Genomic DNA, 26,542 nt, shown 5'->3' on the forward strand with positions numbered 1-26,542 from the left:
CGCAGCGCGCGGTGGCGGGCTTGCCGGACGGGCGGGCGGCGGGGGCGGCGGCGGTTCGGGCTTCTTGGTCTCCGCCCTGTTGCGGGCGGCCTGCACCCGCTGCTCGGCCAGGCGTTCGGCCGCGGCGCGCTGGGCCCGCAGCTTTTCGGCCAGCGCGTCCTGCGCGGCATTGTCGGGAACCTTCGGTGTGGCGCGCGACAGGGCCGGCGGAACTGCCGGGGCAGCGGCAGGCGCTTCGGCGGCAGGCTGGGCAGGCCTGGGTGCGACCCGCGGCGCCATCGGCGCCGGCTTGGTCACGGGGGCGCGCGGCGCAGGCTTGGCCGTGCCGGCCGGCGGCGGAGCAATCTGCGGCTCGTCGCGGAACTCATCCGAAAGCTTCGGAAGCTCCTTCGCGCCAATGCCGAGACGCTCGCGCCAGTTCCGCTTGTCCGGCCCAGCGCCGCCGTTGCTCGAATCTTGATCCATATGACCCTTACGCCTCTACATCTCTTCGGCGGGTCTCACCCCGAGGATCCGAAGGCCATTTGCCAAAACATATCGAATCGCCATGAGGAAGGCGAGACGTGTTTGGGTGAGTTTCACATCTTCTTTCAAAATAAATCTTAAATGCGGCGAGTCTTTGCCCTTGTTCCAAAGAGCATGGAAATCGCCAGCGAGATCAAACAGATAAAAGGCGATGCGATGAGGCTCGTGAGCCTGTGCCGCAGCCTCGACGAGGCGTGGGAATTCGGCCATCCGGCGCACCAGTCCGAGCTCCGCTTCATCCGTGAGCAGATCGAATCTGGGTGTTTCTGCGGGGGCGAGCCCCTCCTCCGCCGCATTGCGCAGGACGGAACAGGTCCGGGCATGCGCGTACTGCACGTAGAATACCGGATTGTCCTTGGACTGCTCCGTCACCTTGGCGAAGTCGAAGTCGAGCGGCGCCTCGTTCTTGCGGAACAGCATCATGAAGCGGACCACGTCCGGGCCGACCTCGTCCACCACGTCGCGCAGCGTCACGAATTCGCCCGCCCGCTTCGACATGCGCACCGGCTCGCCGGCGCGATAGAGCTTGACCAGCTGGCACAACCTGACGATGACGTCGACGTTGCGGTTGCCCTGGAGCGCCGCGCCCAGCGCCTCGAGGCGCTTGACGTAGCCGCCATGGTCGGCGCCGAGGATGTAGATCAGCTCGTCGAAACCGCGCTGGATCTTGTTGCGGCTGTAGGCCACGTCGGAGGCGAAATAGGTGTAGGAGCCATCGGACTTGAGCAGCGGCCGGTCGATGTCATCGCCAAAGCCGGTGGTGCGGAACAGCGTCTGCTCGCGGTCCTCCCAGTCCTCCGGCACCTCGCCCTTGGGCGGCGGCAGGGTTCCCTGGTAGACGAGGCCCCGCTGCCGCAACTCGGCGATGGTCTCCTTCACCTGTCCGGACTCATGCAGTGCCTTCTCGGAGGCGAAGACCTCCTGCCGGATGTTGAGCGCGGCGAGGTCTTCGCGGATCAGGTCCATCATCATCGCGATGGCTCGGGCGCGCACGATGGGAAGCCATTCCGCCTCGTCCATGGCCTTGAGCGCCGGGCCATGCTCCTGCGCCAGCGCCTGCCCCACCGGCTTCAGGTAGTCGCCCGGATAAAGGCCTGCAGGGATCTCGCCGATCGTCTCGCCCAGCGCCTCGAGGTAGCGGAGGTAGGCGGAGCGGGCCAGCACGTCAACCTGGGCACCGGCGTCATTGATGTAGTATTCGCGGGTAACCTCGTAGCCCGAGGCCTTGAGGAGTTCGGCCAGCGCGTCGCCGAACACCGCACCCCGGACGTGGCCCACGTGGAGAGGCCCGGTCGGGTTGGCGGAGACGTATTCGACATTGGCCTTCTTGCCACTACCCAAGGTCGAATTGCCGTAACGCTCGCCTTCTGCGAGCACGGCTTCGAGGACGCGGGGCCACTCGGAAGCAACGAGCCTGACGTTGATGAAACCGGGACCTGCAATGTCGACGGCGGCAACGTTTTTGTGCTCCGACAGCAACGCGGAAAGCAACTGCGCCAAGGCTTTCGGCGGCATGCCGAAGGTCTTGTTGAGCACCATTGCGGCGTTGGTGGAGATGTCGCCGTGGGCGGGGTCGCGCGGCGGTTCGGCCGTGACCCGGGACAGGTCCGGCACGTCCTTGCCCTGCTGGGCCGCGACCGTGGAGACGGCCTCGGCGACCACCTGCAGAAACTCAGCAAACAGGTTCATGTCTACTTTTAAACTGTTGAATCAACGCCCTGCTGGCCCCTAGCGGAAAAGCGGATCGAGGTCAAACAGTCGCTTGTGCTGGTCGAGTGCGTAGCGGTCGGTCATGCCGGCGATGAAATCGCAGACCTGGCGGGGCTGGGCGTCCTGCCAGCCGGGCGGGAGGAGCTTCGGATCGTTCATGTAGGCGGTGAAGAGATCATGCACCACGCGGCGGGCGCGGGCCATGATTTCCTCAACCCTATCATGACGATACATGCGTTCGTTGAGAAACGACTGCAAGGCCCTGTTGCGTGCATCCATCGCCGTGCTGAAGGCCACGAAGGGCCGGCCAAGCCGACGCACGCCGGCAACGTTGCGGAAGTTGTTTTCGGCGTTGTTTTTGTTGCACTGGGTGATGATGTCGTTGACCATGGACGACATCACGCGGCGCACCGTTTCATGCACGATCCGGTCATGCTCAAGGTTGGGATAGAGCTTCAGGACCTGCGCCAGCGCCTCCCCCGCCAGCGGCACGTCACCGAGGTCGATGAGCCCGAACAGCCCGGCCCGCAGGCCGTCGTCAATGTCATGGGCGTTGTAGGCGATGTCGTCCGAGATCGCCGCCACCTGCGCCTCCGCCGAGGCATAGGAGGCGAGCTCGAGGTCGTGGCCGGCGGCATATTCGACGATCGCCTCCGGCAGGCCATGCTCGCGGTAGCGTCCGACCGGGTCGCCCTCGGCGTTCACCAGCGGGCCATTGTGCTTGACCAGCCCCTCCAGCGTCTCCCAGGTGAGGTTGAGCCCGTCGAAGCGGGCGTAGCGCTTCTCGAGCTTGGTGAGGATGCGCAGCGACTGGGCGTTGTGATCAAAGCCGCCCCAGGGCTTCATGAGCTTGTCCAGCTCGCGCTCGCCGGCATGGCCGAAGGGGGTGTGGCCGAGGTCGTGGCCCAGCGCCAGGGCCTCCGTCAGGTCCTCGTCGAGGCCCAGCGCACGGGCGATGGAACGAGCGACCTGGGCCACCTCGATGGTGTGGGTCAACCTGGTCCGGTAGTGGTCACCCTCGTGATAGACGAAGACCTGGGTCTTGTGCTTCAGCCGCCGGAAGGCCTGGGAGTGGATGATGCGGTCGCGGTCGCGGGCGAAGGCCGAGCGGAAATCCAGCCCCTCCTCCGGATGCACCCGTCCGCGGGTCTCCTCGGGAAGCGAGGAATAGGGCGCCGTGAACCGCTGCATGGGAGAATCCGTTGACAAGACTGGAACAGGACCCAACATACACGACATGACCGCAACGATCACCCTCACCGAGGCCGCAGCCTCGCGCATCCGAGACATCCTGGCCAGGGAGCCGGGCAAGGCGGCACTCCGCATCGCGGTGAATGGCGGGGGCTGCTCCGGCTTCCAGTATGACTTCCAGCTGGCCGACGCCGCGGCGGACGACGACCTCGTGATCGAGCGCGCCGGTGTCAAGGCGCTGGTCGACCCGGTGAGCCAGGAATTCCTCGACGGAGCGGAGATCGACTTCGTCGACGACCTGATGGGCCAGTCCTTCCGCATCAGGAACCCCAACGCCACGTCCTCCTGCGGCTGCGGCACGTCGTTCTCGATCTGACTTGCGGCGCACCAGCGCCCCCGCCATCATGGCGGACATGAAGATCGCCACCTGGAACGTCAACTCCATCAAGGCCCGCCTCGACAACGCGCTCGCGTGGCTGCGCCAGGCCAACCCGGACATCGTCTGCCTGCAGGAACTGAAATGCGAGGGCCACGCCTTCCCCGCACAGGCCTTCGAGGAACTGGGCTACAACGTGCTGGTCCACGGCCAGAAGACCTATAACGGCGTCGCCATCCTCTCGAAGTTCACGCCCGAGGACGTGACGCGCGGGCTTGCCGGCGAGGAGGACGACACCCAGGCGCGCTACCTCGAGGCCGTGTTCGCGCGCAAGTCGGGCGTGGTGCGCGTCGCCTCGATCTACCTTCCCAACGGGAATCCTCTGGGTACGGAGAAATTCGACTACAAGCTGCGCTGGATGGACCGCCTGCGCGCGCATGCCAAGGCGCTGCTGAAGCTCGAGGAGCCGCTGGTGCTGGCGGGCGACTACAACGTGATCCCCACCCCGCTCGACGCGAGGCACCCGGAGAACTGGGTGAACGATGCGCTGTTCCAGCCTCAGTCGCGCGCCAGGTTCCGCACCCTGCTCAACCTCGGCCTCACCGACGCGATCCGCCAGGTGCATGGCGACACGCCGGGGCTTTATACCTTCTGGGATTACCAGGCCGGCGCGTGGCAACGGAACAACGGCATTCGAATTGACCACCTGCTGTTGTCGCCGCAGGCGGCGGACCTGCTGACATCCGCGCAGATCGAGCGCGAGGTGCGCACGCAGGAAAAACCTTCCGACCATGTGCCGGTGGTGATTGAACTGAAGGCCTAGACTCTGCTACGCGCCCGGGGCGCCGGCGGGATGCCGGGGCAGGCCTGACTCACGCAAGGCAGGCCGGAATGGGAGAGTGCAGTCTTGACGTGTGACGCGAAGCCGGACGCCGGCATGGACCTGTTGCAATGAAGCGCCCGCGCAACCTCGTCTATGCGGTGAATGAACGGCCGCCCACGGCCTCCATGCTGGTGCTGGGCCTGCAGCATGCCGCCCTCTCCATCGTGTTCCTGGTCTATGCCGCGATGGTGGCGAAGGGTGCGGGGTTCACCCTCGCACAGCAGCAGGGCATGGTGGTGGGCACGCTTCTCGCCTGCGGCATCGGCGCCATCGTGCAGGGCGGCAGCCGGCGCTTCTCCTCGGGGCTGCTGCTCATTCCATTGTCCTCGCCGATGTTCGTGATCTTCGCCATTCCGGCCGGACAGGCCGCGGGGCCTGACGGCGTCGCGGCGCTGACGCTGGTGGGAGGCCTCGTGCAGATCATCGTGGGCCTCACCTTCCGGCGGCTGCGCGCCTTCTTCCCGCCGGAGGTTTGCGGCGTGGTGGTGCTGATGCTCGGCGTCTCCATGGTGCCGCATGCCTTCGAGCGCATCGTCGATGCACCGGACGCCGGATCGCTGTTTACCGTACCCGAGGCGATCTCGCTGGGGATTGCAATGGTGCCGCATGCCTTCGACAACATGGCGGCAGTGGCACCTGGCGGAATCTACTATCCCTCGGTCATCACCGGCCTCACCACGCTGGCGGTGATCATCGCCTCCACCATCTGGCTCAAAGGCAGCAAGCGCTTCTTCGCCATGCTCATCGGCTGTGCGGCGGGATATGCCACGGCCGCGCTGCAGGGCCAGCTTGGCAGCTTTTCGAGTGCCGTCGAGAATGCCTCGCTGGTGGCGCTGCCGCATCTCGGGTTGCCGAGCTTCTCGCTCGCCCCCGGGTTCCTGGCCGGCTACGCCGTGGTCGCCATGATCGCGGCGGTGGACAACATGGGCGTGATCATCAGCACCGACCGGCTGGACGATGCCGAATGGAGCAAGCCCGACGTGGGCCAGGTGTCGCGCGGGCTTTCCTCGCTGGGGGCCACCACAATCCTGTCCTCGCTCCTCGGCGGCACGCATCTCGGCCTGTCGTCCACCAACATAGGGCTCGCCTTCGCCACGGGCGTGACGGCGCGCGTGGTGGGCATCACGGCGGGGCTGATCATGGCGGGCATCGCCTTCTTCCCCGCCGCCCTTGCCGTGGTGATCGCCATGCCGGATGCCGTGCTGGGCGGCATCCTGGCTTTCGCGGCCAGCTATTTCATCGTGGCCGGCGCGCAGCTGTCGCTGTCGCGCATGATGTCGCCGCGGCGCATGCTGGTGGTGGGCCTGCCCATCGCCACCGGCATCGCGGTGCTCACCACCGAGCGGTTGGGCGTCGGGCTGACCGGGGTGGCGGCGATTCTCATCCATTCGCCGCTGATGTCAGCGTCGATCGTGGCGATCATCCTCAACGCCGTGATGCGCATCGGCATCGCGCAGAAGGCCTCCGTCACGCTGGTGACGGGCGCAGGACGCCATGACCAGGTGGAAGAGCTGCTGACCGAGTGGGGCGAGATGTGGGGCCTGAAGCCGGCGACGGCGCTGCAGGCCAGTTCGGCGGTGAACCAGCTTCTGGAGGCGGTGAGCGACCTCGCCGAGGGCGACATCCGGCTGGAGGCCCGCCATGACGACGTGCGGCTGGACATTTCAGTGGTCTATGCCGGGCAGCCAATGGTGTTCCCCGACCGGGCGCCGACGGCGGATGAGCTGCTGAACGACGATGACGCGATGGGCCGCATGGCCGGCTGGCTGGTGCGCAACCTCGCGGACCGCGCCTCGGTCTTCACCCGCGGCGACCTGCAGGGCGTGCTGCTGCGCTTCGAGGGGTGATACCGACTGCGCAGTTCTACGCACCGGCTGCGGGCCGATACGAGTAGGCGAATCACGGGCGGGCGATCCTTACTTGGCGGATGCTGAAAGCCATCATCGAAGTGGCCATGGGGATCTTCATCATCGTCGGAACGGTCGGCGTTCTGACCATCGCCTATGTCGGCGTCAACGGCGCGGTCTACGATCCGTCGGTGCCGCATGGCTGGCTCTGGCAGGCATTCTTCAGTCCCGACCGATAGTCTTTCCGAGCACCCTCAAGGCAAATGAAAACCCGCGCGCCTTGCGGCGCGCGGGCTTCAAAACCGAAACCGGCGAAGTGATTACTTCGGGGCCTTGACGCCGAAGGCGGCCATCGAGGCTTCGAAGGGCTTGTAAGCTTCCTTCGCGGTGGCGATGTACATCTCGTTCATCTTGGTCACCTGGGCGACCAGCGCCTCATAGTGCTCCTTGGCGAGGGCCTGCTGCACCTCGAGAGCCTTGTCGAGCGACTTGGAGGCCGACAGCTTCTCGAAAGCGGCGGTGCCCTTCTCGAAGGACTTGCGCGAATAATCGGCAGCTTCCTGGGCGATGGCCTGGAAGCCCTTGGTCAGGGCGTTGGAGGCCGCAACATAGGCCTCGAAACCGTCTTTGCCGAAGGACTGGAACTCTTCAAAGGACTTCATCATGGGGCGTCTCCGTTTGCCGTAGCGTGAATGTGCCTAATATGTGCACTGCAACATGAATGTCAACAGGCATTTTGCGCTGCAACAGAGATTTCTGTGTAGATTTACCGAGCCCATTGATTTACCTGCCGGTAACGACAATTGAACCAAAAGCGGCGAAACGCCCGACCGGGCGGGACGACCGGGCCGGCGGGGTGGCTGGAACGGTGCCGATGTGTTAAGGGACTGCCTTGGACCGGGCAGCCTGCTGAGGTGGAGTTGGCATGCGATTTCTTGGGCTCCGCAGCAATATGAGTGCGCTGCGGAATAAAATGGCTTTCCTGCGCGTTGTGAGTCTGGTGGTTGTGGCGGCCCTTGCGGCGGGCCTGCAGCCGATGATGGCGCATGCGGCGGAGAAATTCGCGGCGATGACCGTTGACGCGCGCAACGGCAAGGTTCTGTACGCCGAGAATGCGGACGCCATCCGCCACCCTGCCTCGCTGACCAAGATGATGACGCTCTACCTGGTGTTCCAGGACCTGGCAGCAGGCAAGATCACGCTCGATACGCCGATCAGGATGTCGGCGCGCGCCACCGGCATGGCGCCCTCGAAGCTGGGCGTGAAGGCCGGCAACAGCATCACCGTCGAGACCGCCATCCGGGCGCTGGTGGTGAAGTCTGCCAACGACGTTGCCGCCGCCGTTGCCGAAAACCTCGGCGGATCCGAATCGGCTTTCGCCCAGCGCATGACGCGCACGGCGCGCAACATCGGCATGTCGCGCACCACCTTCCTCAATGCCTCCGGCCTGCCCAACCCGGGCCAGGTGACCACGGCGCGCGACATGGCCACGCTGGGCCTGCGCCTGATGCGCGACTATCCGCAGTACTACCCCTATTTCCGCACCCGCAGCTTCGTGTTCCAGGGCAAGACCATCAAGGGCCATAACCGGCTTCTCGGCAGCTATGAGGGCACCGACGGCATCAAGACCGGCTATATCGCGGCCTCGGGCTTCAACCTCGTGTCCTCGGTGCGGCGTGGCGACAAGCGTCTCGTGGGCGTGGTGCTGGGCGGCAAGACCGGCGCCTCGCGCGATGCCTACATGAAGCAGATGCTGAGCAAGTATTTCGACGATGCCACGGGCGGCCGCACCATTGCCGCCTATGCCGGATCCGCCAAGGGCGCCAAGGCGACCGAGGAAACCGCGACCGCCGCCGCTGAAGAAGCCGCCCCCGCCGCCAAGCCCGCCCGCAAGGAAGCCGCCGCCAAGCGACTGCCGGCCAAGAAGACCAAGGCCAGCGAGGAACAGGTTGCCGCCGCCACGCCGGTTGAGCCCAGCGAACAGGGCGACACGGAAGACGGCGTCGACAGCATGGCAAGCCTTGCCGCACAGGCGGCGGCTCCGGCGACGACCGGCACCACCACCACTGCCACGACCACGACCGAACAGCCTGCCCAGCAGGTGGAAACCGTGCCGCAGCCGATGGCCGAGCAGGATGCCACCCAGCAGCCCGCCGACCAGGCGCAGATGGCCTCCATCGCCGCCGGGACCGATGCCGGCTGGACGATCAGCCTCGGCGACTACGCCACCAAGTCCGATGCCCAGGCGGTGCTGCAGATGACGCGCAAGCGCACGCCGGACGTGATCGCCGGCAAGACCGCGCAGACCGTGATGGTGGAGAAGAAGGGCCAGATCACCTATCGCGCCCGCTTCACCGGCTTCGACGAGAGCACCGCCGCGGTGGCCTGCAAGGCCATCAAGAAGAAGAAGACGCCCTGCCAGCCGCAGGGCCCGTCATAAGCCTCAGGCGCCCTGCAGCAGGAATTCCTTGGCTTCGTTGATCTTGGCCGCGAGGTAGTCCGACCCGCCGAGATCGGGATGCGCCGTCTTCATCAGGCGGCGGTGGGCGGCGCGGATGTCATCGCCCGAGGCCCCTTCCTTCAGACCCAGGATCGCCAGCGCTTCGGCGCGCGTCATCTTCGGTGACGCGGTGGCGGGCGTTCGCCCTGCCCCGCTGTTCCACTGCTGGCGCCATTCCGGGTGGGTGCGCTCGATCCAGGCCTCGAACAGGGCGCGGCTCTGGTCCGCCGTGGCGGCGCACTGGGCATGGAACGCCTGCGCCTCGGCCAGGGTGAGGCTCGACAGCTTGCGGCCCTTGAGCGGGCCTGCCAGCACGTCGCCCTCCATGCGGCCCGTGTCATGGTCAAGCTGCATCGCGATGAGACTGGTCGCAACCTTCGAGGCCTGGCCCGGCGTCTTGCGCTGCCACGGCATGCCATTGGGGAACATGGCCTGCTGGCCCATCAGTCCCAGGCCCAGCATGAACAGCGGAATGGCGATGTTGATCTCGCCGCGCAGCGTGAGCAGCCCGGCAAAGATGATGACTCCGATGCCGCCGAGCTTGCGGATCAATCCGCGCACCTGGGCCGGCTGGGCGTTGGCGAAGGCCCGGATGAGGTACCAGCCGCCCACCACGATGACGAGGCCGAGAATGAAATTCATGGGGTGTGCGTCACTTCATCTGGTTGAGCAGCAGCGTTGCAGCGCCGCCGCGCTGGGCGGAATGGTTTTCGAGCGCCGCGAAACCGCCCGCCGCGTAGACGGCGACGGCGGCCAGAAGCTCGCGCAGGATTCCTGCCGCATTGCTGCCGAAGCGGAAATAGGCGCCGCGGGTGAGCCGTGCGATTTCGCGGAAGCCCATCTCGGCCGTCTTGTCATGGCCTTCCTGGAACATGAAGACGGGAATGCCGAGAAGCCCGATCTCGCCCGCGACCTGCGCGAGGCCGTCGATCGGCTCCTCCAGCGCGTCGCCGATGTAGATGCAGGCGCTGACCTTGCCGCGCGCCGCCTCGGCCTTGAGGTGCTTCAGCACGCGGCCGATCTGGGTGCGGCCGCCCTGGCAGCGGATGCCGGACATCAGCCGCGCCAGCCCGTCGGTATCTGGTGTCCATTTCGAGGCGCGGCACTCGTCGAAACCGCGGAAATAGACGAGCTGCACATCGAGCCCGCCGACGCGGCCGGCCTCGGCGAACATGCTGCCCTGGATCGACAGGGCCATGTCCCAGCCGGGTTGGCGGCTCATCGTGGCATCCATCGCCAGCACCAGCCGGCCGCGGCCGCCGGACGCAGCGGGAGCAGGCATTTCACGGACGCGGGCGAGGAAGGCCTCGACGTCGCCTTCACCCGCGCCGTCATGGCGCTTGATGTTCGACATGGCTCTCAGGGGCAGCTCGGCTTGTCCAGCAGCTTCAGGTCGGTGAGCTTGCCGGACAGCGCGAAGTCGCCGTAGTCGAGCACCAGGCCGGTGGCAACGCCATTGTCATACATGTCGAAGCTCACCTGGTATTCGGGCGTCTCGCTGTCGCCGTCCAGCGCGTAGTAGCTCACCGTCATCGGCCAGGCGACATCGCCCTTGAGCGCCGCGGCGGCCGGGTTGGCGGCATCGCGCGCCACGCTGCCGGGCGGCTTCGGGCGGCCGACGAAGGAAATGGCGCGGAAGGCCTTGGCCCCGTCCGAGCCGTCGAACACGATGCTCGAATCGCGCCCGCCGCCGGCCTCGCCCAGCGCCATCAGCTTCAGCTGGTGCTGCATCGGCAGGGCCGCGCCGGCGGGCACCGTGAAGGTCTCGTCGGGCTTGCTCTTCATCTCGCCCGTGCCTTCGGCATCGGGCGTCTTGCGGTTGAAGCTGATGCGGTCGGTGTCGCGGACCTTGCCGTTGACGCTTTCCTTCAGCTGGTGGCGGAGTTCGGTGGCGCCGGCATTCTCGAAGGTGGTGGTGAGCGTGTCGATCAGCGCGGCGCTGCCGTCGTCCTGGCGGTACTTGGTGGCCATGCGGAAGTTGACGGTGAAGCCGTCGCAGCTCGATCCGTCGATCTCGAAGGCCAGCTTGCCCGAGGCCGACTGCAGCGAGGCGCCCTCATTGGCGCGCAGCAGGGTCAGGTCGTAGATCGCCCGGTGCGGCACGATGGTCGCGGCGCCAGCGCCGCTCGCCAGCGCCACGAGGAACAAGGCGGACAGGACGGTTTTCAATTGCTTCTCCTCCGGCGGGATGGTGCTATGCCGCCTCCCGCATCAGACCAAGATAATCATCGGACAACAAGAGGCAAAGATGGCGTCAGCAGGGCCGGACAAACCGCGCATTCTGGTCACCCGGAAGATGATGCCCGACGTCGAACGGCGGATCGCCGGGGCCTTCGCCGCCACCCTCAACCCCGATGACCGCAAGATGGGGCGGGACGAGATCCTCGACAAGGCCCGGCAGCATGACGGACTCCTCCTCACCTCCTTCGACAAGCTGGGGCCGGACTTCATCCCTGCCCTGCCCGCCTCGATCCGCATCATCGCCACCCATTCGGTGGGATACGACCACCTTTCCATCCCGCAGGCGGAGGCGAAGGGCATCGCCGTCACCAACACGCCCGGCGTGCTGACCGATGCCACGGCGGACGTCGCCCTCCTCCTCATGCTGGGGGCGGCGCGCGGCGCCTCCTGGGGCGACCGCATGGTGCGCGAAAACCGCTGGGGCGAGACGACGCTGATCTCGCCGATGGGGCATGACGTCAGCGGCCAGCGCCTGGGCATTCTCGGCATGGGGCGGATCGGCCAGGCGGTGGCGAGGCGGGCCCGCGGCTTCGGCATGGCGATCCACTATCACGCGCGGCGGCCAGTGCCGGCGGAGGAGGCGCTGGGCGCCACCTTCCACGCCCGCTTCGCGGACATGCTGCCGCACTGCGATGTCCTGTCGGTCAACTGCGCCTCGACGCCGGAAACCCGCGGCATGGTGAACGCCGCCGCGCTGGCGCTCCTGCCGCAAGGCGCCATCGTCGTCAACACGGCGCGGGGCGACATCGTGGACGACGATGCACTGATCGCCGCCCTGTCATCGGGCCGGCTGGCGGCGGCGGGGCTCGACGTGTTCAGGGGCGAACCCGACATCGACCCGCGCTACCGCGGCCTCGACAACGTGTTCCTGCTGCCTCACATCGGCAGCGCCACGCCCCGCACCCGCAGCGCCATGGGGCACAAGTGCATCGACAACCTCAACGCCTTCTTCGCCGGTGACCGCCCGCCCGACCTGCTGACCCGCCGCTGAGCCCCGCAATCTGCACGTGCCGCGCGTTAAGCACGTCTGCAAACTGGTAGAACCACCAATTTCAATTTTCACCCCCGCTTCATAAAACTGCTTTCATTATGCCATTGGCACGCGAGTCCCTCGCGTTGATTTGCAATGGTTTGCAGAAGGATGACGGCGATGACGCACCTGTGGAAGACGCTGGCGATGACCGCCCTGCTGGCAGGAGGCGCCGCGCTTGCCGCCGCACCTGCCCCGGCCCTGGCCGACGCCAATCCGGCGGCCGTGGCAGAGGCCAAGGGCGGCCCCAAGAAGCCGAAGAAGCCCAACGTGCTGCTGGTGCTCACCGACGACATCGGCATGGATCAGCAACGCCTCTATGGCTACAACAGCGTGCCGCCGGCACCGCAGATCCCCAATGTCGAGGCGCTGCAGAACGCCGGCCTCACCTTCCGCAATGCCTGGACGATGCCCGCCTGCTCGACGGCGCGCGGCGTGCTCTATACCGGGCGCTATCCCTTCCGCACCGAACTGGAAGCGGCCCTCGGACCGTCCGACCTCGCCAATTCGATGATTTCGCCCTACGAGAAGACCATTCCGAAGCTCCTCTCGAAGGCCGGCTACGCCACGGCGCTGTTCGGCAAGTTCCACGTCGGGCTGCAGGGCAACAACCCCTATGGCATCGGCATGGTGCAGGCGCTGGGCTGGGACTATTTCAACGGCTGGCTGGACGAGACGGGTGACCCCTCCTCGATCGACACCACGGCGGGCGGCGTCGGCGACACCGGCGATTATCCCAACGGCTATGTGCCGGGCTCCGCCAACGGCGGCTCGGACAGCGGCGCCTGCTACAATGCCACGGGCCTGTGCAAGTACCTGCAGACCGCGGCGGGGGCCAAGAACCCGGCCGGCCGCATGTGCCGCGACGATGGCGGCATCTTCGTGCCCGACGAGGCCTGCACCTCGCCCATGCCGGGCAACCTGAACTTCGAGACACTGTCGGCACACTACGTGTCGCCGCTGGTGATCAACGAGAACGGCCGCGCCTATTCGGTGCCGCCCACCGACAAGCGCTCGCGCACCTTCCGCAACGTGGAACAGACCGACGCGGCGATCGCCTGGATCAAGAAGCAGCAGTCGAAGGGCAAGCCGTGGTTTGCCACCGTCTCCACGGCCACGGTGCACACGCCGATGCAGGTGCCTCCCGTCGACACGCTGCCGCCCGACGCGCCGGACGGCAATGGCGTCGACCTCGAGACCACGGAAGGCAAGATCCTGGCCGCCAACCAGATGATCCAGGCCATGGACCATGAACTGGGCCGTCTGCTGCTCGCCACCGGGCTTGCGACCGAAGTGGGCAACCAGCTGGTGCTGACCGCCGCATCGTCGAACACGATGGTCATCTACGTCAACGACAACGGCTCGCTGGGCTCGCAGGTGCGCCTGCCCTTCGACCCGACCCGCGCCAAGGGCACCGCCTACCAGACCGGCGTGTGGACGCCGATGGTGATCGCCGGCGCCAGGGTCAACCCGCTGAACAGCGGCAAGAACGTCGAGGCGCTGGTGAACATCGCCGACCTCTATGAGCTGATCGGCAACGTGGCCGGCATCGACGTGCGCAAGAACAACCCGCGCATCGTCGACTCGGTGCCCATGCTGCCCTACCTCGCCAACAACGAGGCGCCGAGCCTGCGCAACTTCGACTTCAACCTGGTTGGTCCCAACATCCAGGCCAATGGCGGCATCAACGGCCCCTGCCAGTTCCCCGGCTCCAACCCGCCCTCCTGCTCGCAGATCCCCGTCACCAAGGGCGTGTGCGAGGACAATGGCGGAACCTGGTTCGGCCCCGGCGCCACCGGCAGCTATCCCACCGGCAACACCTCGACGCCGATCCCCAGCGAGGGCTTTACCTATTGCTGCCAGGTGCAGCAGTGGATTGCCCAGAACGGCGGCACGCCCGGCACCGTGATCCCCACCACCAGCCTCGCGGTGCGCGACAAGCTGGGCTACAAGCTGGTGCGCAACCAGTGGAACAACTACGATCCCAGCAGCGAGACCGGTTGCCAGCAGACCACCGAGGATGAGCTCTACATCGTGGGAGAGAAGAACCCGATCGACCCGGACGCCCCGTTGCTCGACACGGCCAACCGCCTGATCCCCACGCCCTACAACCAGCTGCAGCAGGCGAAGTACAACGAACTCTCGACCTACATGAACGACACGCTGGCCTCCGAGCCCGATTGCCTTGCCAAGGGTGACGGCAACGACGACGGCGTGGTCGACCGCGAGGACCTGCGCAACTACCGCAAGATGGTGCGCATGACGATCAAGTCGAGCTGGTATGACGTCAACACCGACGGCAAGACCAATTCGGAGGATGAGAAGATCATCATCCAGAACCTCGGGACGAGCTGCAAGAACTAGCCGCCTTCCCACCCGCATCCAAACTTCGCGCCCATGCCTCACCCGCATGGGCGCGCTTGATTCCGGCCGCCCGAGCGGCCAATCTCCCGGCCATTCGCGGGGGCACCCGCCATTTCAGTGACAGGAGACGACCATGGGACAGATCGACAAGCGGCTGGCGGAACTCGGCATCACGCTGCCGGTGGCGGCAAAGCCGGTGGCCAACTACGTGCCATGGGTACGCACCGGCAACCTGGTGTTCATCTCGGGCCAGGGCCCGGTTGAGGATGGCAAGGTGGTGTGGCCCGGCTGCCTCGGAGTCGACGTCTCGCTCGAAGACGGTGCCAAGTCCGCCCGGCTCTGCGGCATCAACGTGCTGGCGCAGCTGAAGGATGCCTGTGGCGGCGACCTCGACCGAGTGAAGCGCGTCGTCAAGCTCGTCGGCTTCGTCAATGCCGCGCCCTCCTTCAAGGACCACCCCAAGGTCATCAACGGCGCCTCCGACCTGATGGTCGAGGTGTTCGGCGACAAGGGCCGCCATGCGCGTTCCGCCGTTGCGTCTCCGTCACTTCCGATGGGCATCTCGACCGAGGTCGAGGCCATCATCGAAGTGGAGTGAGCATGAGCGGGACGGCGACACGCGCGGTGGACTTCCTCACCGCGCGCCCCATTGCACACCGCGGCCTGCACGATTTCGCCAAGGGCGTGGTGGAGAACACCGCCTCGGCCTTCGCGGCGGCCATCGCCCAGGGCTATGCCATCGAGTGCGACCTGCAGCTGACGCGTGACGGCGAGGCCGTGGTGTTCCACGACGACCACCTGGAGCGCCTCACCGAGGGCCGGGGCCTGGTCAAGGACCACAGCGCGGCGGAGATGCAGCAGGTGGCGATCCGCAACTCGACCGACAGGGTGCAGACGCTGAAGGAGCTGCTCGCCCAGGTGCGGGGCCAGGTGCCCCTCGTCATCGAGCTCAAATCGCACTGGGATGGCGACGAGCGGCTGGCCAAGCGCGCGGTGGAGGAACTCAAGGGCTATGCGGGTCCCTTCTGCCTGATGTCCTTCGACCCGGACGTGATCGCGGCGCTGCGGCGCATGGCGCCCCACATCATCCGCGGCATCGTGGCGGAGCGGGCGACCGATTCCTATTACAGCTCGCTGCCACTCGCGAAGCAGACGGAACTTCGCACCTTCTCGCATGTTTCACGCACGCGGCCGGATTTCGTGTCGTTCTATTGCGAGGAACTGCCCTGGGCGCCGATCACTGAACTCAGGGCCAAAGGCATGCCGATCATCACCTGGACAATCCGCTCGCCGCAGCAGGCCGTAATGGCATTGCGATGCTCGGATCAGATCACCTTCGAAGGCTTTTCCGCGTGACATGCTGAAGGCGGTCACCAGTGCCCTGGCGATCCCACGGGCGGACTGGGACCGGCTGGCCAATCCGGCCGGGGCCGAGTTCAACCCGCTCGTCGCCCACGACTTCTTCCGCTGCGTGGAGGACTCCGGCTGCGCGGCGGCAAAGACCGGCTGGGCGCCCCGCCACCTGATCATGGAAGACGACGCCGGCCAACTCACCGGCATCGTGCCGTGCTACCGGAAGCGCCACTCGCAGGGCGAATATGTGTTCGACTATGGCTGGGCCGATGCCTTTGAGCGGGCCGGCGGGCAGTATTACCCGAAGATGCAGGTGTCGGTGCCCTTTTCGCCCGTGACCGGGCCGCGGCTGATGGCGGAGACGGAAGCCGGGCGGCGCGAACTTGCCTCCGGCCTCATTGCGCTGTGCACGCAGGAAGAGGCCTCCTCCGTGCACATCACCTTCCTGCCGGAGCGCGACTGGGAGGCCCTCGGCGGCCGGATGTGGCTGCAGCGGACCGACATCCAGTTCCACTGGCTGAACGGCGGCTATGCGGGCTTCGAAGACTTCCTCGCGTCGCTGTCCTCGGCCAAGCGCAAGAACATCCGCAAGGAGCGGGCCTCGGTGGCGAAGGCCGGCATCACCATGCATGCGCTGACCGGCAAGGACATTGCCGAGCGGCACTGGGATGCCTTCTTCGATTTCTACATGGACACGGGTGCGCGCAAGTGGGGCCAGCCCTACCTGAACCGCCGCTTCTTCAGCATGATCGGCGAGGCGATGAGCGAACACATCCTGCTGGTGATGGCAGAGCGCGGCGGCAGGATGATCGCGGGGGCGCTGAACTTCATCGGCTCGCATGCGCTTTACGGGCGGAACTGGGGCGCCATCGAATATCACGACAACCTGCATTTCGAGACCTGCTACTATCAGGCCATCGACTTTGCGATTGCGCGCAGGTTGCCGCGCGTCGAGGCCGGTGCGCAAGGTGCGCACAAGCTGGCGCGCGGCTACCTGCCGCAGAAGACCTATTCGCTGCACTATCTCGCCCATTCCGGCCTGCAGCGCGCGGTGGCGAACTATCTCGAGGCCGAGCGCGCCGGCATCGACCAAGAGCAGCAGGCGCTTGCCGCCCATTCACCGTTCCGGCAGGAACAGGACTTCTAGAGGAACCAGACCGATGAGCTATGACACCAACAACATCTTCGCCAAGATCCTGCGCGGCGAGATCCCCTGCCACAAGGTCTACGAGGACGAGCACACGCTGGCCTTCATGGATGTGATGCCGCAGGCCGACGGCCACACGCTGGTGATCCCCAAGATGCCGTCCCGCAACCTGCTCGATGCCGACCCCAGGGCACTGGGCGCGCTGATGGCAGCGGTGCAGAAGGTGGCCAATGCGGCGAAGCAGGCCTTCGGGGCCGAAGGCGTGCTGATCCAGCAGTTCAACGAATCTGCCGCCGGCCAGACCGTCTTCCACCTCCACGTCCACATTCTGCCGCGGCATGGGGGCGTGGCGCTGCGGCCGCATACGGGCAAGATGGCGGACCACGCCATGCTCGCCGAACAGGCGGCGCGCATCCGGGCGGCGCTAGGCGGCTGAGGATGCCATCCGCCTAAAGTCGGCGCATCGCACATCCGGCATTTCATGCTACCTTTGCGTGAATGCGGAGGTGACCCATGTGCCTGGCCTGCGACCTGATCAAGCGGCGGAAGCTCGGCCTCACCCGGCGGGGCATGCTCGCCGGGGCGGCGGGCCTGAGCCTTGCCGCAGCCTTCCCCCGTCCGGCGAGGCCCGAAGCGACACCCCCTGCCGCGCAGCTGCCACCGCAGCTCATCACCGGCGCACAGCTATGGGACGGGGTTGCCGACCAGCCGCTGGGGCCGCGTGACATCCTCGTCATCGACGGCAGGATCGCCGACATCGGCGTGAACCTCAGCGCCCCAGAGGGAACGCAGCGCATTGCGCTGCCGGGGCACATGGTGACGCCCGGCTTCATCGACAGCCATGTGCATGTGACATTGCGGCCCGAGCTCGAGGACAAGATCTTCTCGCTTTCCTCCTCGGCCAAGGCGCTGCTGGGGGTGGAGGCGCTCGGCATCCTGCTCGATCATGGCTTCACCACGGTGCGTGACGTGGGCGACATGGACATCCATGGCTACACCACAATGGACCTGGCGCGTGCCGTCGCGGAGCGCCAGATCACCGGGCCGCGCCTCATTCCGGCGGGCCATCTCATCTCCACGCGCGGCGGCCATGGCGATGGCGAGCCGCTGCTCGGCGCCGACAGCGACCCATGGCAGAACAGCCTTGCGGACGGCATCGACGAGATCCGCAAGGTGGTCCGGCGCGAAATCAGCCGCGGCGCGCAATGGATCAAGTATGCGGGCTCCGGCGGCTTCTCGAGCCCGGCGGACGACCCCTCGCAGGTGCCCTACAGCCAGGACGAAATGAACGTGATGGTGGAGACAGCGCGCGACCTCGGCATTCCGGCGACACTCCACGTCTATGGCGACGAGGGCATCCGCCGCGCGCTTGCCGCCGGCGTGCGCTGCGTCGAGCATGGCAATCTCGCCTCGCCCGCGACGCTCGGCATCATCGAGGACAAGGGGGTCTTCCTGGTACCCACCCAGATTGCGGTGATCCGCCAGGCACGGCTGATCGACGACGACGCCTTCTGGACGGCCGCAGGCAAGCCTCCCTATGTGCGCGCCAAGTACCGCAGGTATGCGGCCCAGCTGATGGAGGCCGCGCATAACCTGGCGGCGAGCAAGGTGCAGATCGCCTTTGGCACCGACATCGGCACATTCTCCTTCGCCACCAACAATGCCGGCGAATTCGCCGAGATGACGGCCAATGGCATCTCGCCGCTGCGGGCGCTGAAGGCGGCCACCAGCGTGGCGGCGGACCTGCTGCAGCAGCCGGACATCGGCACGCTGGCCGCGGGCAAGGCTGCCGACATCATTGCCATGCCCGGCAATCCCTTCGACGACATCACGGTGACCGAGAGGGTCGATTTCGTGATGCGCGGCGGGGTGGTGCACCGGACGCCCGCACCGGCCTGAGTACGGCCGGGGTTGATCAAAATCAAAGCAGCGTCGGGCAGCGGCTGGCTAAGGTCTCAGCACAACGAGGAGACAGTCATGAATCACAAGCACCGCAAGGTATTGCACAGCCTGTTCAGCCACCCGCTGCCGTCGAACATCCAGCTTCACGAGGTGGAGCCGGTGTTCAAGGAACTGGGCGCGGAGCTGAGCCACTCCGGCCATGGCCGCCTGATGGTGAGCATGAACGGCCACACCGCCACCTTCCATGGCGCCGACCACGGCCTGTCCAAGGACGAGGTGCACAACATGAAGAAATTCATCGAAACCTGCGGCATCGAGCCGGCACGGGACTACCCGCTGTAAGGCAGCGGGTTTCGACCAGGCGGCAGGAAGGGGCTGGGCAACCGGCCCCTTTTTCATCGCGTGACGCCGCGCTGCTCGACCGACTCGCAGTCGGGTTGCAACCCCGCGCATCGCGTCTAAACTGCACCGCGCAGGCGACGGGAGCATCAGGTGACGCGGGAACTGGTGAAGCAGAAATTCGGTCAGGTCTGGCCGGCGCATGTGGCGAGCTTCGTGGACCTGCTGATCGAGGGGCGCCGGGCTGTCGGAGACCTCGACCTGCTTCTCGTGCTCTCCGTCATCGGCGACCGCAACATGAGCCAGCGCCGCACCGCCGGCGAGCGCACCCACCAGGAGCTGTTCGAGCGCTGGTCGGGGAGGCCCGAGCCCGAGGAGATCAACTCACAGTCCATCGCCCATTACACCGGCATCCCGCGGGAGAAGGTGCGGCGCAAGGTGAATGACCTCATCATGCGGGGCTGGCTGGAACGTCGCGATGGCACGCTGGTGGTGACCCGCAAGTGCGCCGAGGACCTCTCTCCCATGACCGACAAGGGGATCGACTACCTGAGCAACATGTTCAGGCTGCTGGACGCGATGCGGGCGGAGTGACCCTGCCTCGCAACGCTTTCGGACCTGCATAGCCCGTGGACTAAGGCCAACAGCGGAAACTGGCGTTTGCCTGCCAGGCGCTAGGCGCCGCGCTCGTTCATCAGCATGGCGCCGATTTCGGCCTCGGCCACCTTCTTGCCGTCCACCATGGCCTCGGCCCAGTATTTCCAGACCGGCGGGCGCTTGTTGGAGAGCTTGACGTGGAAATGCACCTGGTCGCCCGGCACCACCGGCTTGCGGAAGCGGGCCTTGTCGATGGACATGAAGAACACCAGCTTGCCGGCATGCTCGTCGCCCAGGTGGTTCAGCACGAGGGCACCGGCGGCCTGGGCCATGGCCTCAACGAGCAGCACGCCGGGCATGACGGGGCGCCCGGGGAAATGGCCCTGGAAGAAGGGCTCGTTCATGGTGACGTTCTTGAGGGCGACACCGCTGTCCTCGCCATTCATGTCATACATGCGGTCGATCAGCAGGAAGGGGTAGCGGTGCGGAAGCAGCTTCATGATCCGCGCGATGTCCGCCGTCTGCAATTCGGGGGCTGCCGTGGCCTCGGTCATAGTCGGGGGGTCTCCGGAAAAGTGACGGACGGCCCGAGGGGCCGTCCGCTGTTTCTTTAGGCTTCGCTGCGGCGCGCGTCTAGAACGCGGTGCCGACCGAGAAGCGGAAGTACTCCGTCTTGTCGTAGTCGGCCTTGAGCACCGGGTAGGCGGCCTCGAAGCGCAGCGGGCCGAAGGGCGAAGACCAGATCAGGCCGGCGCCGATCGACAGGCGGAAGGCGGCGGTGTCGTAGCTGGTACAGTCGCGCGCATCGGGGCCGAGCGGCACCTTGTTGTTGCCGTAGGAACACTGGCCTGTGCCGGCAGCCACCGTGTCGACGCCCGAGTTGAACACGGTGCCGAAGTCGGTGAACACCTCGCCGGTGATGCCCCATTGCTCGGGCAGGCCGACGGGGAAGGTCATTTCCAGCGTGCCGATGGCATAGGTCATGCCGCCGACGGCGTCGGTGTGGCCATCGTTGCCGCGCTGGCGCGGTCCGACGCCGGCCGTCTGGAAGCCGCGGAACGTATCGGCGCCACGGAAGAAGCGGTCTTGCAGGCGCACGTCGTCGCCGTTGAATGGCAGCAGCTGGCCGGCGTTGCCTTCGATCTTCAGCACCACGGCGTCCTCGTAGACGGGCATGAAGTACCAGGCATGCGCCTCGAGCTTGCCGTAGTGCACGTCGCCGCCGAGGCCGGCCACTTCACCTTCGAGCTGGGCGCGCAGGCCGTTGGTGGGGCGCAGCGGATTGTCGAGGTTGTCCCAGGTATAGGTTGCCATGACGGCGGACTTGGTCGACTCGCCCGCCGACTCGATGACGGCCGGCGAGGCGTCAGCCTTGCTGATGCCGTCGACGTCACGCCAGGTGAAGCCGTACTTGAAGCTGACGCCGCTGTTCTCGTCGAGGCGGAAGCCGGTGCGCAGCGCGAAGCCCAGCATCTGGCTGTTGTAGTTCGACTCGTTCTGGTTATCGACATTGGTGGCGAAGATGTCGAAGCCCGCGGCCACCGGAGAACCGAGGAAGTAGGGATCGGTGAAGCTGAAGGTGACGTTCTGGCGGTACCAGCTGCCGGAAGTATCGACCTTCACGTCATAGCCCTTGCCGAGGAAGTTGCGTTCCTGCAGCGAGATCGAGCCGACGATCTTGTCGGCGGTCGAATAGCCGATCGAGAAGTTGACCGAGCCCGTGGACTTTTCCTGCACCTGCACGACGAGCACCACGCGGTCCGGCGCCGAGCCCTCCTGCTCGAGGAAGTCGATCTTCTCGAAGAAGTCGAGCGAGGTGAGGCGCCGCCGGGCGCGCTCGATGACGACGCGGTTGAAGGCGTCACCCTCATAGAGGTTCAGCTCGCGGCGGATGACCTCGTCCTCGGTGCGGTAGTTGCCGACGATGTCGATGCGCTCGATGTAGGTGCGCGGCCCCTCGACGATGTTGTAGGTGATGTTGAGGCTCTTGTTGCCGGCATCGCGGGCGATGTCCGGATTGACGCGGGCGAAGACGAAGCCCTGGCGCGCCGCCTCAAGGGTGAGCTGCTCGACCGACTTGTCCACCTTGGTGGCGTCATACCAGTCGCCGACGCCGGTGCGCACCTTGGCGATGAGATCGGCCGATTCGAGCTGCGCTTCGCCGATGTTGACGGCCACGTCCGCCACCTTGTAGCGCGGGCCCTCGTCGATGGTGTAGGTGATGATGAAGCCGTCACCGGCCTCATTGAGCACGGCCTCGGCCGAGATCACCTGCACGTCGGCGAAGCCGTTCCTCAGGTAATAGCGGCGCAGCAGTTCCTTGTCGTACTCGAGGCGGTCGGCATCGTAATTGTCGTTGCGGTTGAAGAAGCGCCACCAGGAATACTGCTGGGTGCCGATGACGCCCTTGAGGTCGCCGGCGCTGAAGGCGTTGTTGCCGACAAAGTTGATCTGCTTGACCTTGGTCTCGTCACCCTCGTTGATCTCGAAGACGAGGTCGACGCGGTTTTCCGGCAGGCGGATGATCTTGGGCGACACCTTGACGGAGTAATAGCCGGCGCGGCGATAGACGGCGATGATGCGGTTGACGTCGCTCAGAACCTTGGCGCGCGTGAACATCATGCGCTCCTTCAGTTCCACTTCCTTCTGGAGGTCGGTGTCCTTGACCTCCTTGTTGCCTTCGAAGTTCACCTGATTGATCATCGGGTTTTCTTCGACCCTGACCACCAGCGTGCTGCCGCGGCGGGTGATCTGGACGTCGGCGAACAGCCCGGTCTGGAACAGCGCCTTCACCGAGGCGTCGATCTTCTCCGCCGTGGCGTTCTGGCCGGGCGAAACCTGGACGTAGGAGATGATGGTGTCGTTCTCGATGCGCTGGTTGCCCTCGACGACGATCGAGGAAACCACCTCGGCATAGGCCGACGTAACGGCAAGCCCGGGCGCGGCGACCGGTGCGAGAACACTCAGAACAAAGGCCAAAAAAGCAACTACTACAAACTTATAACGCATCAACTGGCCATTTCCGCTTGCGCGCCGCCCCATCAGAATCCGTGCCGTCGTCGAGGGTTTTACCCACCCTGCGGCGCATTGCAATTGAAACTTCCCCACGCACTCACCCACCAAACATCACCGTCGCCACCCGCACAAGGTCGTTCCAGGTGCCGACCAGCATGAGCATGATCACCAGCGAGAAACCGATCCGGAATCCCCATTCCTGGGCGGCCTCGCCAAGCGGTCTGCCACGCACCGCCTCGACGGCATAGTAAACCAAGTGTCCACCATCGAGCATAGGGATTGGAAAAAGGTTAAGGAGACCGATACTGACGGACAAAAACGCAATCACCGCAACATATTGCGAGAAGCCAACCGAGGCCGCGTCACCCGCCGCCTTGGCCATGGAGATGGGCCCGCCGAGCTGGTCGGCGCTTTCGCGGCCGGTGAACAGCTTGCCCAGATACTTGAAGGTCGAATGAACGATGAACCAGGTGCGCTCCACGCCCGTCTCGAAGGCATCAACGGGGCCCAGGCGCTCATAGCGGATGGGACCCATGGGGTCGCGCTTCACGCCCAGCAGGCCTTTCCGGAACTTGCCACCGAAATTGTCGGGTTCCTCGCTCAGCGCAGGCACCACTTTCAGGTTGATTCTTTCACCATTCCGGTCTAGCGCCACGGCGAGCGGTTCGCCAGCCCTTGTCATGACCGCCTGCTGCAGTTCGGTGAAATCATCGATGGCGGCGCCATCGATCGACACGATGACGTCGCCCTTGCGGATGCCCGCCTGCTCGGCGGCGCTACCCGGCAGCACCTCGTCGACCCGCGGTTCGACCACCGGGCGGCCAACCAGCATGAAGGCCAGCGTGAAGATGGCGATGGCGAGGATGAAATTGGCGATCGGCCCGGCGGCCACGACGGCGGCGCGCTGCCACACGGGCTTGCCATGGAAATTGCCCGGGTCCGCCTTGGCGCGCTCCATCGTTTCGGCATCGGGCAGGCTCGCGGCATTGGCATCGCCACGAAAGCGGACGTAGCCGCCGAGCGGAATCCACGCCACCTTCCAGCGCGTGCCCTTGCGGTCGTTCCAGCCGAAGATCTCGCGGCCGAAGCCGATGGAGAAGGCCTCGACATCGACCCCGCACCAGCGCGCCACGAGGAAATGCCCGAGTTCATGGATGAACACGATCACCGTGAGTGCCAGCAGAAACGGCAACGCGTAGAACACGCCCGTGCTCAATGGCAGGTGCAACACGTCAGTCAGGTTCATTCCACACTTCCCCGGCCCGCCGAGGGGCCGCTTTTGTCAACGGTCATGCCCCCGGGGCTAGCACCTAAACGACGCGAGCAATACGGCAAGATTTCGGCCAAATCAGGTCACCAGACCAGGATTCCGGCCCCTGCGTGTTCGATGCCGGCGCGCATTGCGCCAATGAGGGCCGCCGCGGTCGCCACCGCGACCAGGCCGTCGACCCGGTCGATGACGCCGCCATGGCCGGGGATGAGGCGGCCGGAGTCCTTGACGCCGTAGCGGCGCTTCATGGCGGACTTGAACAGGTCACCCCCCTGCTCCACCACCGCCAGCAGCGCGGCGACGACAAGCAGCATCCAGAGGCCCGGAACGCCAAGCGCCAGGCCGACACCCAGCGCGGCAATGGCGCTGCCCGCCATGGCGCCGCCCATGCCGGCCCAGGTCTTCTTCGGGCTGATGCGCGGCGCCAGCTTCGGCCCGCCGATGATGCGCCCGGCGAAATAGGCCAGCGTATCGGCCGCCCAGACCATGAGCATGACCAGCACGATGGCCGCGACACCGTAGGCGGGATCATCGCGCAGCACCACGAGGGCGATGGGCGGCAGCGACACGTAGGGAACGCCGAGATAGCGCCAGACGGGGCCTGCCGGCTCCTCGCGCCGCGCCGCCACGACGGACAGGACAGTCAGCACGGCGATGGCGGCAAGCCCGCCCGCCAGCCCGATGTCAAGCGGCAGCAGCGCGCCGCACATGGCGCCCGCCGCATGCAGCGCAAACTGCAGGGGATTGTCCTTGTGGACGATGTTCACCCACTCCTGCGCCATCAGGATGCCGATCAGCGCCACGAACAGATGGAACCAGATGCCGCCCGCCCAGACATCGGCGAGCACGGCGGGAATGAGCACGGCCGCCGAGAGGGCCCGGACGCCGAGATCACCCCATTTTGCAGAGCTTGAAGCCGGGTCGCCGCTCATCAGGCCGTCTGGGCCTTGAGGCCGCCGAAGCGCCGGTCACGGGCGCGGAAGGTATCGACGGCGCGGGCCAGGCTCTGGGCGTCGAATTCCGGCCAGTATTCGGGCAGGAACACGAATTCGGTGTAGGCGCACTGCCACAGCAGGTAATTCGATATCCTTTGCTCACCGCCGGTGCGTATCAGCAGATCGGGATCGGGCAGGCCCGCTGTATCGAGATGGCGGCCGATGAGGTCCGGCGTGATGTCGGCGGGCGACAGGCTGCCCTCCGCCACCTTGCCGGCCAGCGCCTTCACGGCGCGGGTGATTTCCTGACGGCTGCCATAGTTGAAGGCGATGACGAGGCGAAGCCCGGAATTGGCCCGCGTCAGCGCCTCCGCCTCCTCGAACATGGTGCGCAGGCTACGCTCGAGGCCGTCGCGATCGCCGATGATCATGATGCGCACGTTGGACTTGTGCAGGTCGGCCACGTCGGTGCGGATGAAGCGGCGCAGCAGTTCCAGGAGGAAGCGCACCTCGGCCTGCGGCCGCGACCAGTTCTCGGTCGAGAAGGAATAGAGGGTGAGGACGGAAATCCCCATGTCGGAGGCGGCGCGCACGGTGCGACGCAGCGCCTCGACGCCCTGGCGATGGCCCGCCGAGCGCGGCAGGCCGCGCTGCGTGGCCCAGCGGCCGTTGCCATCCATGATGATGGCGACGTGGGCTGGCATGCAATCGGGGCCGGGGCTCGCGGACATGGGAGGTGCCAGAGCCTCAGACCTGCATGATCTCTTGTTCCTTGTGCTTCAGCACCTGCTCGATGTCCTTGATGGTGTCATCGGTCATCTTCTGCACCTCGTCGGCCTTCTTCTTGTGGTCATCCTCGCTCATGAGGTGGGCCTTCTCGAGCTGCTTCAGGTGGTCCATGCCATCGCGCCGCACGTTGCGCACGGCCACCCGGGCCTTCTCGGCATAGGTGTGGGCGACCTTGACGAGTTCCTTGCGGCGCTCCTGGGTGAGGTCCGGCATGCGCAGCCTGATGACCTGGCCTTCAGTCTGGGGGTTGAGGCCCAGGTTCGAGGCGCGGATCGCCTTCTCGACGGCGATGACGAGGCCCCTGTCCCACACGTTGATCTGCAGCATGCGCGGCTCGGGCACCGAAACCGAGGCCACCTGGGCAAGCGGCATGTTGGCGCCATAGGCATCGACATGGATGGGTTCGAGCAGGCTCGACGACGCACGCCCGGTGCGCAGGCCCCCGAAATCGTGCTTCAGCGCATCGACGGCGCCATGCATGCGGCGCTTGATGTCCGCCGCGTCGAAAGGTTGGGGCTGGGCCATGGG

Annotated in this window: 26 protein-coding genes and 1 pseudogene; 14 read left to right on the forward strand and 13 right to left on the reverse strand. The window is 66.0% G+C overall.

Annotation, left to right across the window (positions count from 1 at the left end):
- The 3 genes and pseudogenes from DK847_RS19105 to DK847_RS19115 form a co-directional block, all read right to left on the reverse strand.
- Positions 1-465: pseudogene (locus DK847_RS19105) on the reverse strand (hypothetical protein); the annotation flags it as partial.
- A gap of 15 nt (positions 466-480) precedes the next feature.
- Positions 481-2,214 carry an arginine--tRNA ligase gene (argS, locus tag DK847_RS19110; protein WP_111200152.1) on the reverse strand — a complete coding sequence of 578 codons (1,734 nt, stop codon included), beginning with the start codon at positions 2,212-2,214 and terminating at the stop codon, positions 481-483.
- Between the two features lie 39 nt (positions 2,215-2,253).
- Complete coding sequence (locus DK847_RS19115) at positions 2,254-3,426, reverse strand: deoxyguanosinetriphosphate triphosphohydrolase (protein ID WP_111200153.1); 1,173 nt, start codon at positions 3,424-3,426, stop codon at positions 2,254-2,256.
- A gap of 46 nt (positions 3,427-3,472) precedes the next feature.
- Here DK847_RS19115 and erpA point away from each other — a divergent pair, with 46 nt between their 5' ends.
- The 4 genes from erpA (at position 3,473) to DK847_RS20740 (ending at position 6,771) form a co-directional block, all read left to right on the forward strand.
- Complete coding sequence (erpA, locus tag DK847_RS19120; protein WP_111200154.1) at positions 3,473-3,802, forward strand: iron-sulfur cluster insertion protein ErpA; 330 nt, start codon at positions 3,473-3,475, stop codon at positions 3,800-3,802.
- A 37-nt stretch (positions 3,803-3,839) separates the two neighbouring features.
- Complete coding sequence (gene xth, locus DK847_RS19125; protein ID WP_111200201.1) at positions 3,840-4,625, forward strand: exodeoxyribonuclease III; 786 nt, start codon at positions 3,840-3,842, stop codon at positions 4,623-4,625.
- Between the two features lie 128 nt (positions 4,626-4,753).
- On the forward strand, positions 4,754-6,532 hold the full coding sequence (locus tag DK847_RS19130) for a uracil-xanthine permease family protein (protein WP_111200155.1): 1,779 nt from the start codon (positions 4,754-4,756) through the stop codon (positions 6,530-6,532).
- Positions 6,533-6,612: 80 nt separating this feature from the next.
- Positions 6,613-6,771, forward strand: a complete 159-nt coding sequence (locus tag DK847_RS20740) for a hypothetical protein (protein WP_161957386.1) — start codon at positions 6,613-6,615, stop codon at positions 6,769-6,771.
- 81 nt (positions 6,772-6,852) lie between these two features.
- On the opposite strand, the gene DK847_RS19135 is transcribed toward DK847_RS20740, so the two are convergent.
- Complete coding sequence (locus DK847_RS19135) at positions 6,853-7,197, reverse strand: phasin family protein (RefSeq protein ID WP_111200156.1); 345 nt, start codon at positions 7,195-7,197, stop codon at positions 6,853-6,855.
- A 308-nt stretch (positions 7,198-7,505) separates the two neighbouring features.
- Here DK847_RS19135 and DK847_RS19140 point away from each other — a divergent pair, with 308 nt between their 5' ends.
- Positions 7,506-8,972 carry a D-alanyl-D-alanine carboxypeptidase family protein gene (locus tag DK847_RS19140; protein WP_161957387.1) on the forward strand — a complete coding sequence of 489 codons (1,467 nt, stop codon included), beginning with the start codon at positions 7,506-7,508 and terminating at the stop codon, positions 8,970-8,972.
- A gap of 3 nt (positions 8,973-8,975) precedes the next feature.
- Here the strand turns inward: DK847_RS19140 and DK847_RS19145 are convergent, their stop codons facing one another.
- The 3 genes from DK847_RS19145 to DK847_RS19155 are packed head-to-tail and all read right to left on the reverse strand — an operon-like array spanning position 8,976 to position 11,201.
- Positions 8,976-9,674, reverse strand: coding sequence for a J domain-containing protein (locus tag DK847_RS19145; protein WP_111200158.1), 699 nt, complete (start codon positions 9,672-9,674; stop codon positions 8,976-8,978).
- Between the two features lie 10 nt (positions 9,675-9,684).
- Positions 9,685-10,386: a VWA domain-containing protein gene (locus tag DK847_RS19150; protein WP_111200159.1), complete on the reverse strand. Its 702-nt coding sequence runs from the start codon at positions 10,384-10,386 to the stop codon at positions 9,685-9,687.
- A 5-nt stretch (positions 10,387-10,391) separates the two neighbouring features.
- On the reverse strand, positions 10,392-11,201 hold the full coding sequence (locus DK847_RS19155; protein ID WP_161957388.1) for an EipB family protein: 810 nt from the start codon (positions 11,199-11,201) through the stop codon (positions 10,392-10,394).
- Between the two features lie 79 nt (positions 11,202-11,280).
- Here DK847_RS19155 and DK847_RS19160 point away from each other — a divergent pair, with 79 nt between their 5' ends.
- The 9 genes from DK847_RS19160 (at position 11,281) to DK847_RS19200 (ending at position 20,002) form a co-directional block, all read left to right on the forward strand.
- Positions 11,281-12,264, forward strand: coding sequence for a 2-hydroxyacid dehydrogenase (locus tag DK847_RS19160; RefSeq protein ID WP_111200161.1), 984 nt, complete (start codon positions 11,281-11,283; stop codon positions 12,262-12,264).
- 159 nt (positions 12,265-12,423) lie between these two features.
- Positions 12,424-14,667, forward strand: a complete 2,244-nt coding sequence (locus DK847_RS19165) for a sulfatase-like hydrolase/transferase (protein ID WP_161957389.1) — start codon at positions 12,424-12,426, stop codon at positions 14,665-14,667.
- A 133-nt stretch (positions 14,668-14,800) separates the two neighbouring features.
- Positions 14,801-15,265 carry a RidA family protein gene (locus tag DK847_RS19170; RefSeq protein WP_111200163.1) on the forward strand — a complete coding sequence of 155 codons (465 nt, stop codon included), beginning with the start codon at positions 14,801-14,803 and terminating at the stop codon, positions 15,263-15,265.
- A 2-nt stretch (positions 15,266-15,267) separates the two neighbouring features.
- Positions 15,268-16,023: a glycerophosphodiester phosphodiesterase family protein gene (locus tag DK847_RS19175; RefSeq protein ID WP_111200164.1), complete on the forward strand. Its 756-nt coding sequence runs from the start codon at positions 15,268-15,270 to the stop codon at positions 16,021-16,023.
- 1 nt (position 16,024) lies between these two features.
- Complete coding sequence (locus DK847_RS19180; protein WP_111200165.1) at positions 16,025-17,167, forward strand: GNAT family N-acetyltransferase; 1,143 nt, start codon at positions 16,025-16,027, stop codon at positions 17,165-17,167.
- Positions 17,168-17,180: 13 nt separating this feature from the next.
- On the forward strand, positions 17,181-17,603 hold the full coding sequence (locus tag DK847_RS19185) for an HIT family protein (RefSeq protein WP_111200166.1): 423 nt from the start codon (positions 17,181-17,183) through the stop codon (positions 17,601-17,603).
- Positions 17,604-17,680: 77 nt separating this feature from the next.
- Positions 17,681-19,066 (forward strand): amidohydrolase family protein, encoded by a 1,386-nt coding sequence (locus tag DK847_RS19190; protein ID WP_204508408.1) that lies wholly within the window; start codon positions 17,681-17,683, stop codon positions 19,064-19,066.
- A 78-nt stretch (positions 19,067-19,144) separates the two neighbouring features.
- A complete protein-coding gene (locus tag DK847_RS19195) occupies positions 19,145-19,411 on the forward strand; it encodes a hypothetical protein (RefSeq protein WP_111200167.1) in 267 nt (88 codons plus the stop codon).
- Between the two features lie 150 nt (positions 19,412-19,561).
- Entirely contained in the window at positions 19,562-20,002 is a 441-nt protein-coding gene (locus DK847_RS19200) for a hypothetical protein (RefSeq protein ID WP_111200168.1), read from the forward strand.
- Between the two features lie 80 nt (positions 20,003-20,082).
- Here the strand turns inward: DK847_RS19200 and fabZ are convergent, their stop codons facing one another.
- The 6 genes from fabZ to frr all read right to left on the reverse strand — a co-directional run bounded on the left by fabZ (position 20,083) and on the right by frr (position 26,539).
- Positions 20,083-20,559, reverse strand: coding sequence for a 3-hydroxyacyl-ACP dehydratase FabZ (fabZ, locus tag DK847_RS19205; protein ID WP_111200169.1), 477 nt, complete (start codon positions 20,557-20,559; stop codon positions 20,083-20,085).
- Between the two features lie 79 nt (positions 20,560-20,638).
- The gene (gene bamA / locus DK847_RS19210) at positions 20,639-22,984 is read right to left on the reverse strand and encodes an outer membrane protein assembly factor BamA (RefSeq protein WP_161957390.1); all 2,346 of its coding nucleotides are present in this window, start codon (positions 22,982-22,984) and stop codon (positions 20,639-20,641) included.
- Between the two features lie 133 nt (positions 22,985-23,117).
- Positions 23,118-24,266: an RIP metalloprotease RseP gene (gene rseP, locus DK847_RS19215; protein ID WP_111200171.1), complete on the reverse strand. Its 1,149-nt coding sequence runs from the start codon at positions 24,264-24,266 to the stop codon at positions 23,118-23,120.
- A 107-nt stretch (positions 24,267-24,373) separates the two neighbouring features.
- Positions 24,374-25,222: a phosphatidate cytidylyltransferase gene (locus tag DK847_RS19220; RefSeq protein ID WP_111200172.1), complete on the reverse strand. Its 849-nt coding sequence runs from the start codon at positions 25,220-25,222 to the stop codon at positions 24,374-24,376.
- Complete coding sequence (locus tag DK847_RS19225) at positions 25,222-25,929, reverse strand: isoprenyl transferase (RefSeq protein WP_245414681.1); 708 nt, start codon at positions 25,927-25,929, stop codon at positions 25,222-25,224. The genes DK847_RS19220 and DK847_RS19225 overlap by 1 nt, the downstream gene beginning before the upstream one ends.
- A 43-nt stretch (positions 25,930-25,972) precedes the next feature.
- Positions 25,973-26,539, reverse strand: a complete 567-nt coding sequence (gene frr / locus DK847_RS19230) for a ribosome recycling factor (protein WP_111200174.1) — start codon at positions 26,537-26,539, stop codon at positions 25,973-25,975.
- Positions 26,540-26,542: the final 3 nt, after the last annotated feature.

The sequence above is a fragment of the Aestuariivirga litoralis genome (genome assembly GCF_003234965.1).
Lineage (GTDB): Bacteria > Pseudomonadota > Alphaproteobacteria > Rhizobiales > Aestuariivirgaceae > Aestuariivirga > Aestuariivirga litoralis.

Excerpts from the sequence above, each read along its gene's own strand:
- argS (WP_111200152.1), bottom strand. The coding sequence starts at position 2,214 with ATGAACCTGTTTGCTGAGTTTCTGCAGGTGGTCGCCGAGGCCGTCTCC.
- DK847_RS19115 (WP_111200153.1), bottom strand. The coding sequence starts at position 3,426 with ATGCAGCGGTTCACGGCGCCCTATTCCTCGCTTCCCGAGGAGACCCGC.
- erpA (WP_111200154.1), top strand. The coding sequence starts at position 3,473 with ATGACCGCAACGATCACCCTCACCGAGGCCGCAGCCTCGCGCATCCGA.
- xth (WP_111200201.1), top strand. The coding sequence starts at position 3,840 with ATGAAGATCGCCACCTGGAACGTCAACTCCATCAAGGCCCGCCTCGAC.
- DK847_RS19130 (WP_111200155.1), top strand. The coding sequence starts at position 4,754 with ATGAAGCGCCCGCGCAACCTCGTCTATGCGGTGAATGAACGGCCGCCC.
- DK847_RS20740 (WP_161957386.1), top strand. The coding sequence starts at position 6,613 with ATGCTGAAAGCCATCATCGAAGTGGCCATGGGGATCTTCATCATCGTC.
- DK847_RS19135 (WP_111200156.1), bottom strand. The coding sequence starts at position 7,197 with ATGATGAAGTCCTTTGAAGAGTTCCAGTCCTTCGGCAAAGACGGTTTC.
- DK847_RS19140 (WP_161957387.1), top strand. The coding sequence starts at position 7,506 with ATGGCTTTCCTGCGCGTTGTGAGTCTGGTGGTTGTGGCGGCCCTTGCG.
- DK847_RS19145 (WP_111200158.1), bottom strand. The coding sequence starts at position 9,674 with ATGAATTTCATTCTCGGCCTCGTCATCGTGGTGGGCGGCTGGTACCTC.
- DK847_RS19150 (WP_111200159.1), bottom strand. The coding sequence starts at position 10,386 with ATGTCGAACATCAAGCGCCATGACGGCGCGGGTGAAGGCGACGTCGAG.
- DK847_RS19160 (WP_111200161.1), top strand. The coding sequence starts at position 11,281 with ATGGCGTCAGCAGGGCCGGACAAACCGCGCATTCTGGTCACCCGGAAG.
- DK847_RS19165 (WP_161957389.1), top strand. The coding sequence starts at position 12,424 with ATGACGCACCTGTGGAAGACGCTGGCGATGACCGCCCTGCTGGCAGGA.
- DK847_RS19170 (WP_111200163.1), top strand. The coding sequence starts at position 14,801 with ATGGGACAGATCGACAAGCGGCTGGCGGAACTCGGCATCACGCTGCCG.
- DK847_RS19175 (WP_111200164.1), top strand. The coding sequence starts at position 15,268 with ATGAGCGGGACGGCGACACGCGCGGTGGACTTCCTCACCGCGCGCCCC.
- DK847_RS19180 (WP_111200165.1), top strand. The coding sequence starts at position 16,025 with ATGCTGAAGGCGGTCACCAGTGCCCTGGCGATCCCACGGGCGGACTGG.
- DK847_RS19185 (WP_111200166.1), top strand. The coding sequence starts at position 17,181 with ATGAGCTATGACACCAACAACATCTTCGCCAAGATCCTGCGCGGCGAG.
- DK847_RS19190 (WP_204508408.1), top strand. The coding sequence starts at position 17,681 with ATGTGCCTGGCCTGCGACCTGATCAAGCGGCGGAAGCTCGGCCTCACC.
- DK847_RS19195 (WP_111200167.1), top strand. The coding sequence starts at position 19,145 with ATGAATCACAAGCACCGCAAGGTATTGCACAGCCTGTTCAGCCACCCG.
- fabZ (WP_111200169.1), bottom strand. The coding sequence starts at position 20,559 with ATGACCGAGGCCACGGCAGCCCCCGAATTGCAGACGGCGGACATCGCG.
- rseP (WP_111200171.1), bottom strand. The coding sequence starts at position 24,266 with ATGAACCTGACTGACGTGTTGCACCTGCCATTGAGCACGGGCGTGTTC.
- DK847_RS19220 (WP_111200172.1), bottom strand. The coding sequence starts at position 25,222 with ATGAGCGGCGACCCGGCTTCAAGCTCTGCAAAATGGGGTGATCTCGGC.
- DK847_RS19225 (WP_245414681.1), bottom strand. The coding sequence starts at position 25,929 with ATGCCAGCCCACGTCGCCATCATCATGGATGGCAACGGCCGCTGGGCC.
- frr (WP_111200174.1), bottom strand. The coding sequence starts at position 26,539 with ATGGCCCAGCCCCAACCTTTCGACGCGGCGGACATCAAGCGCCGCATG.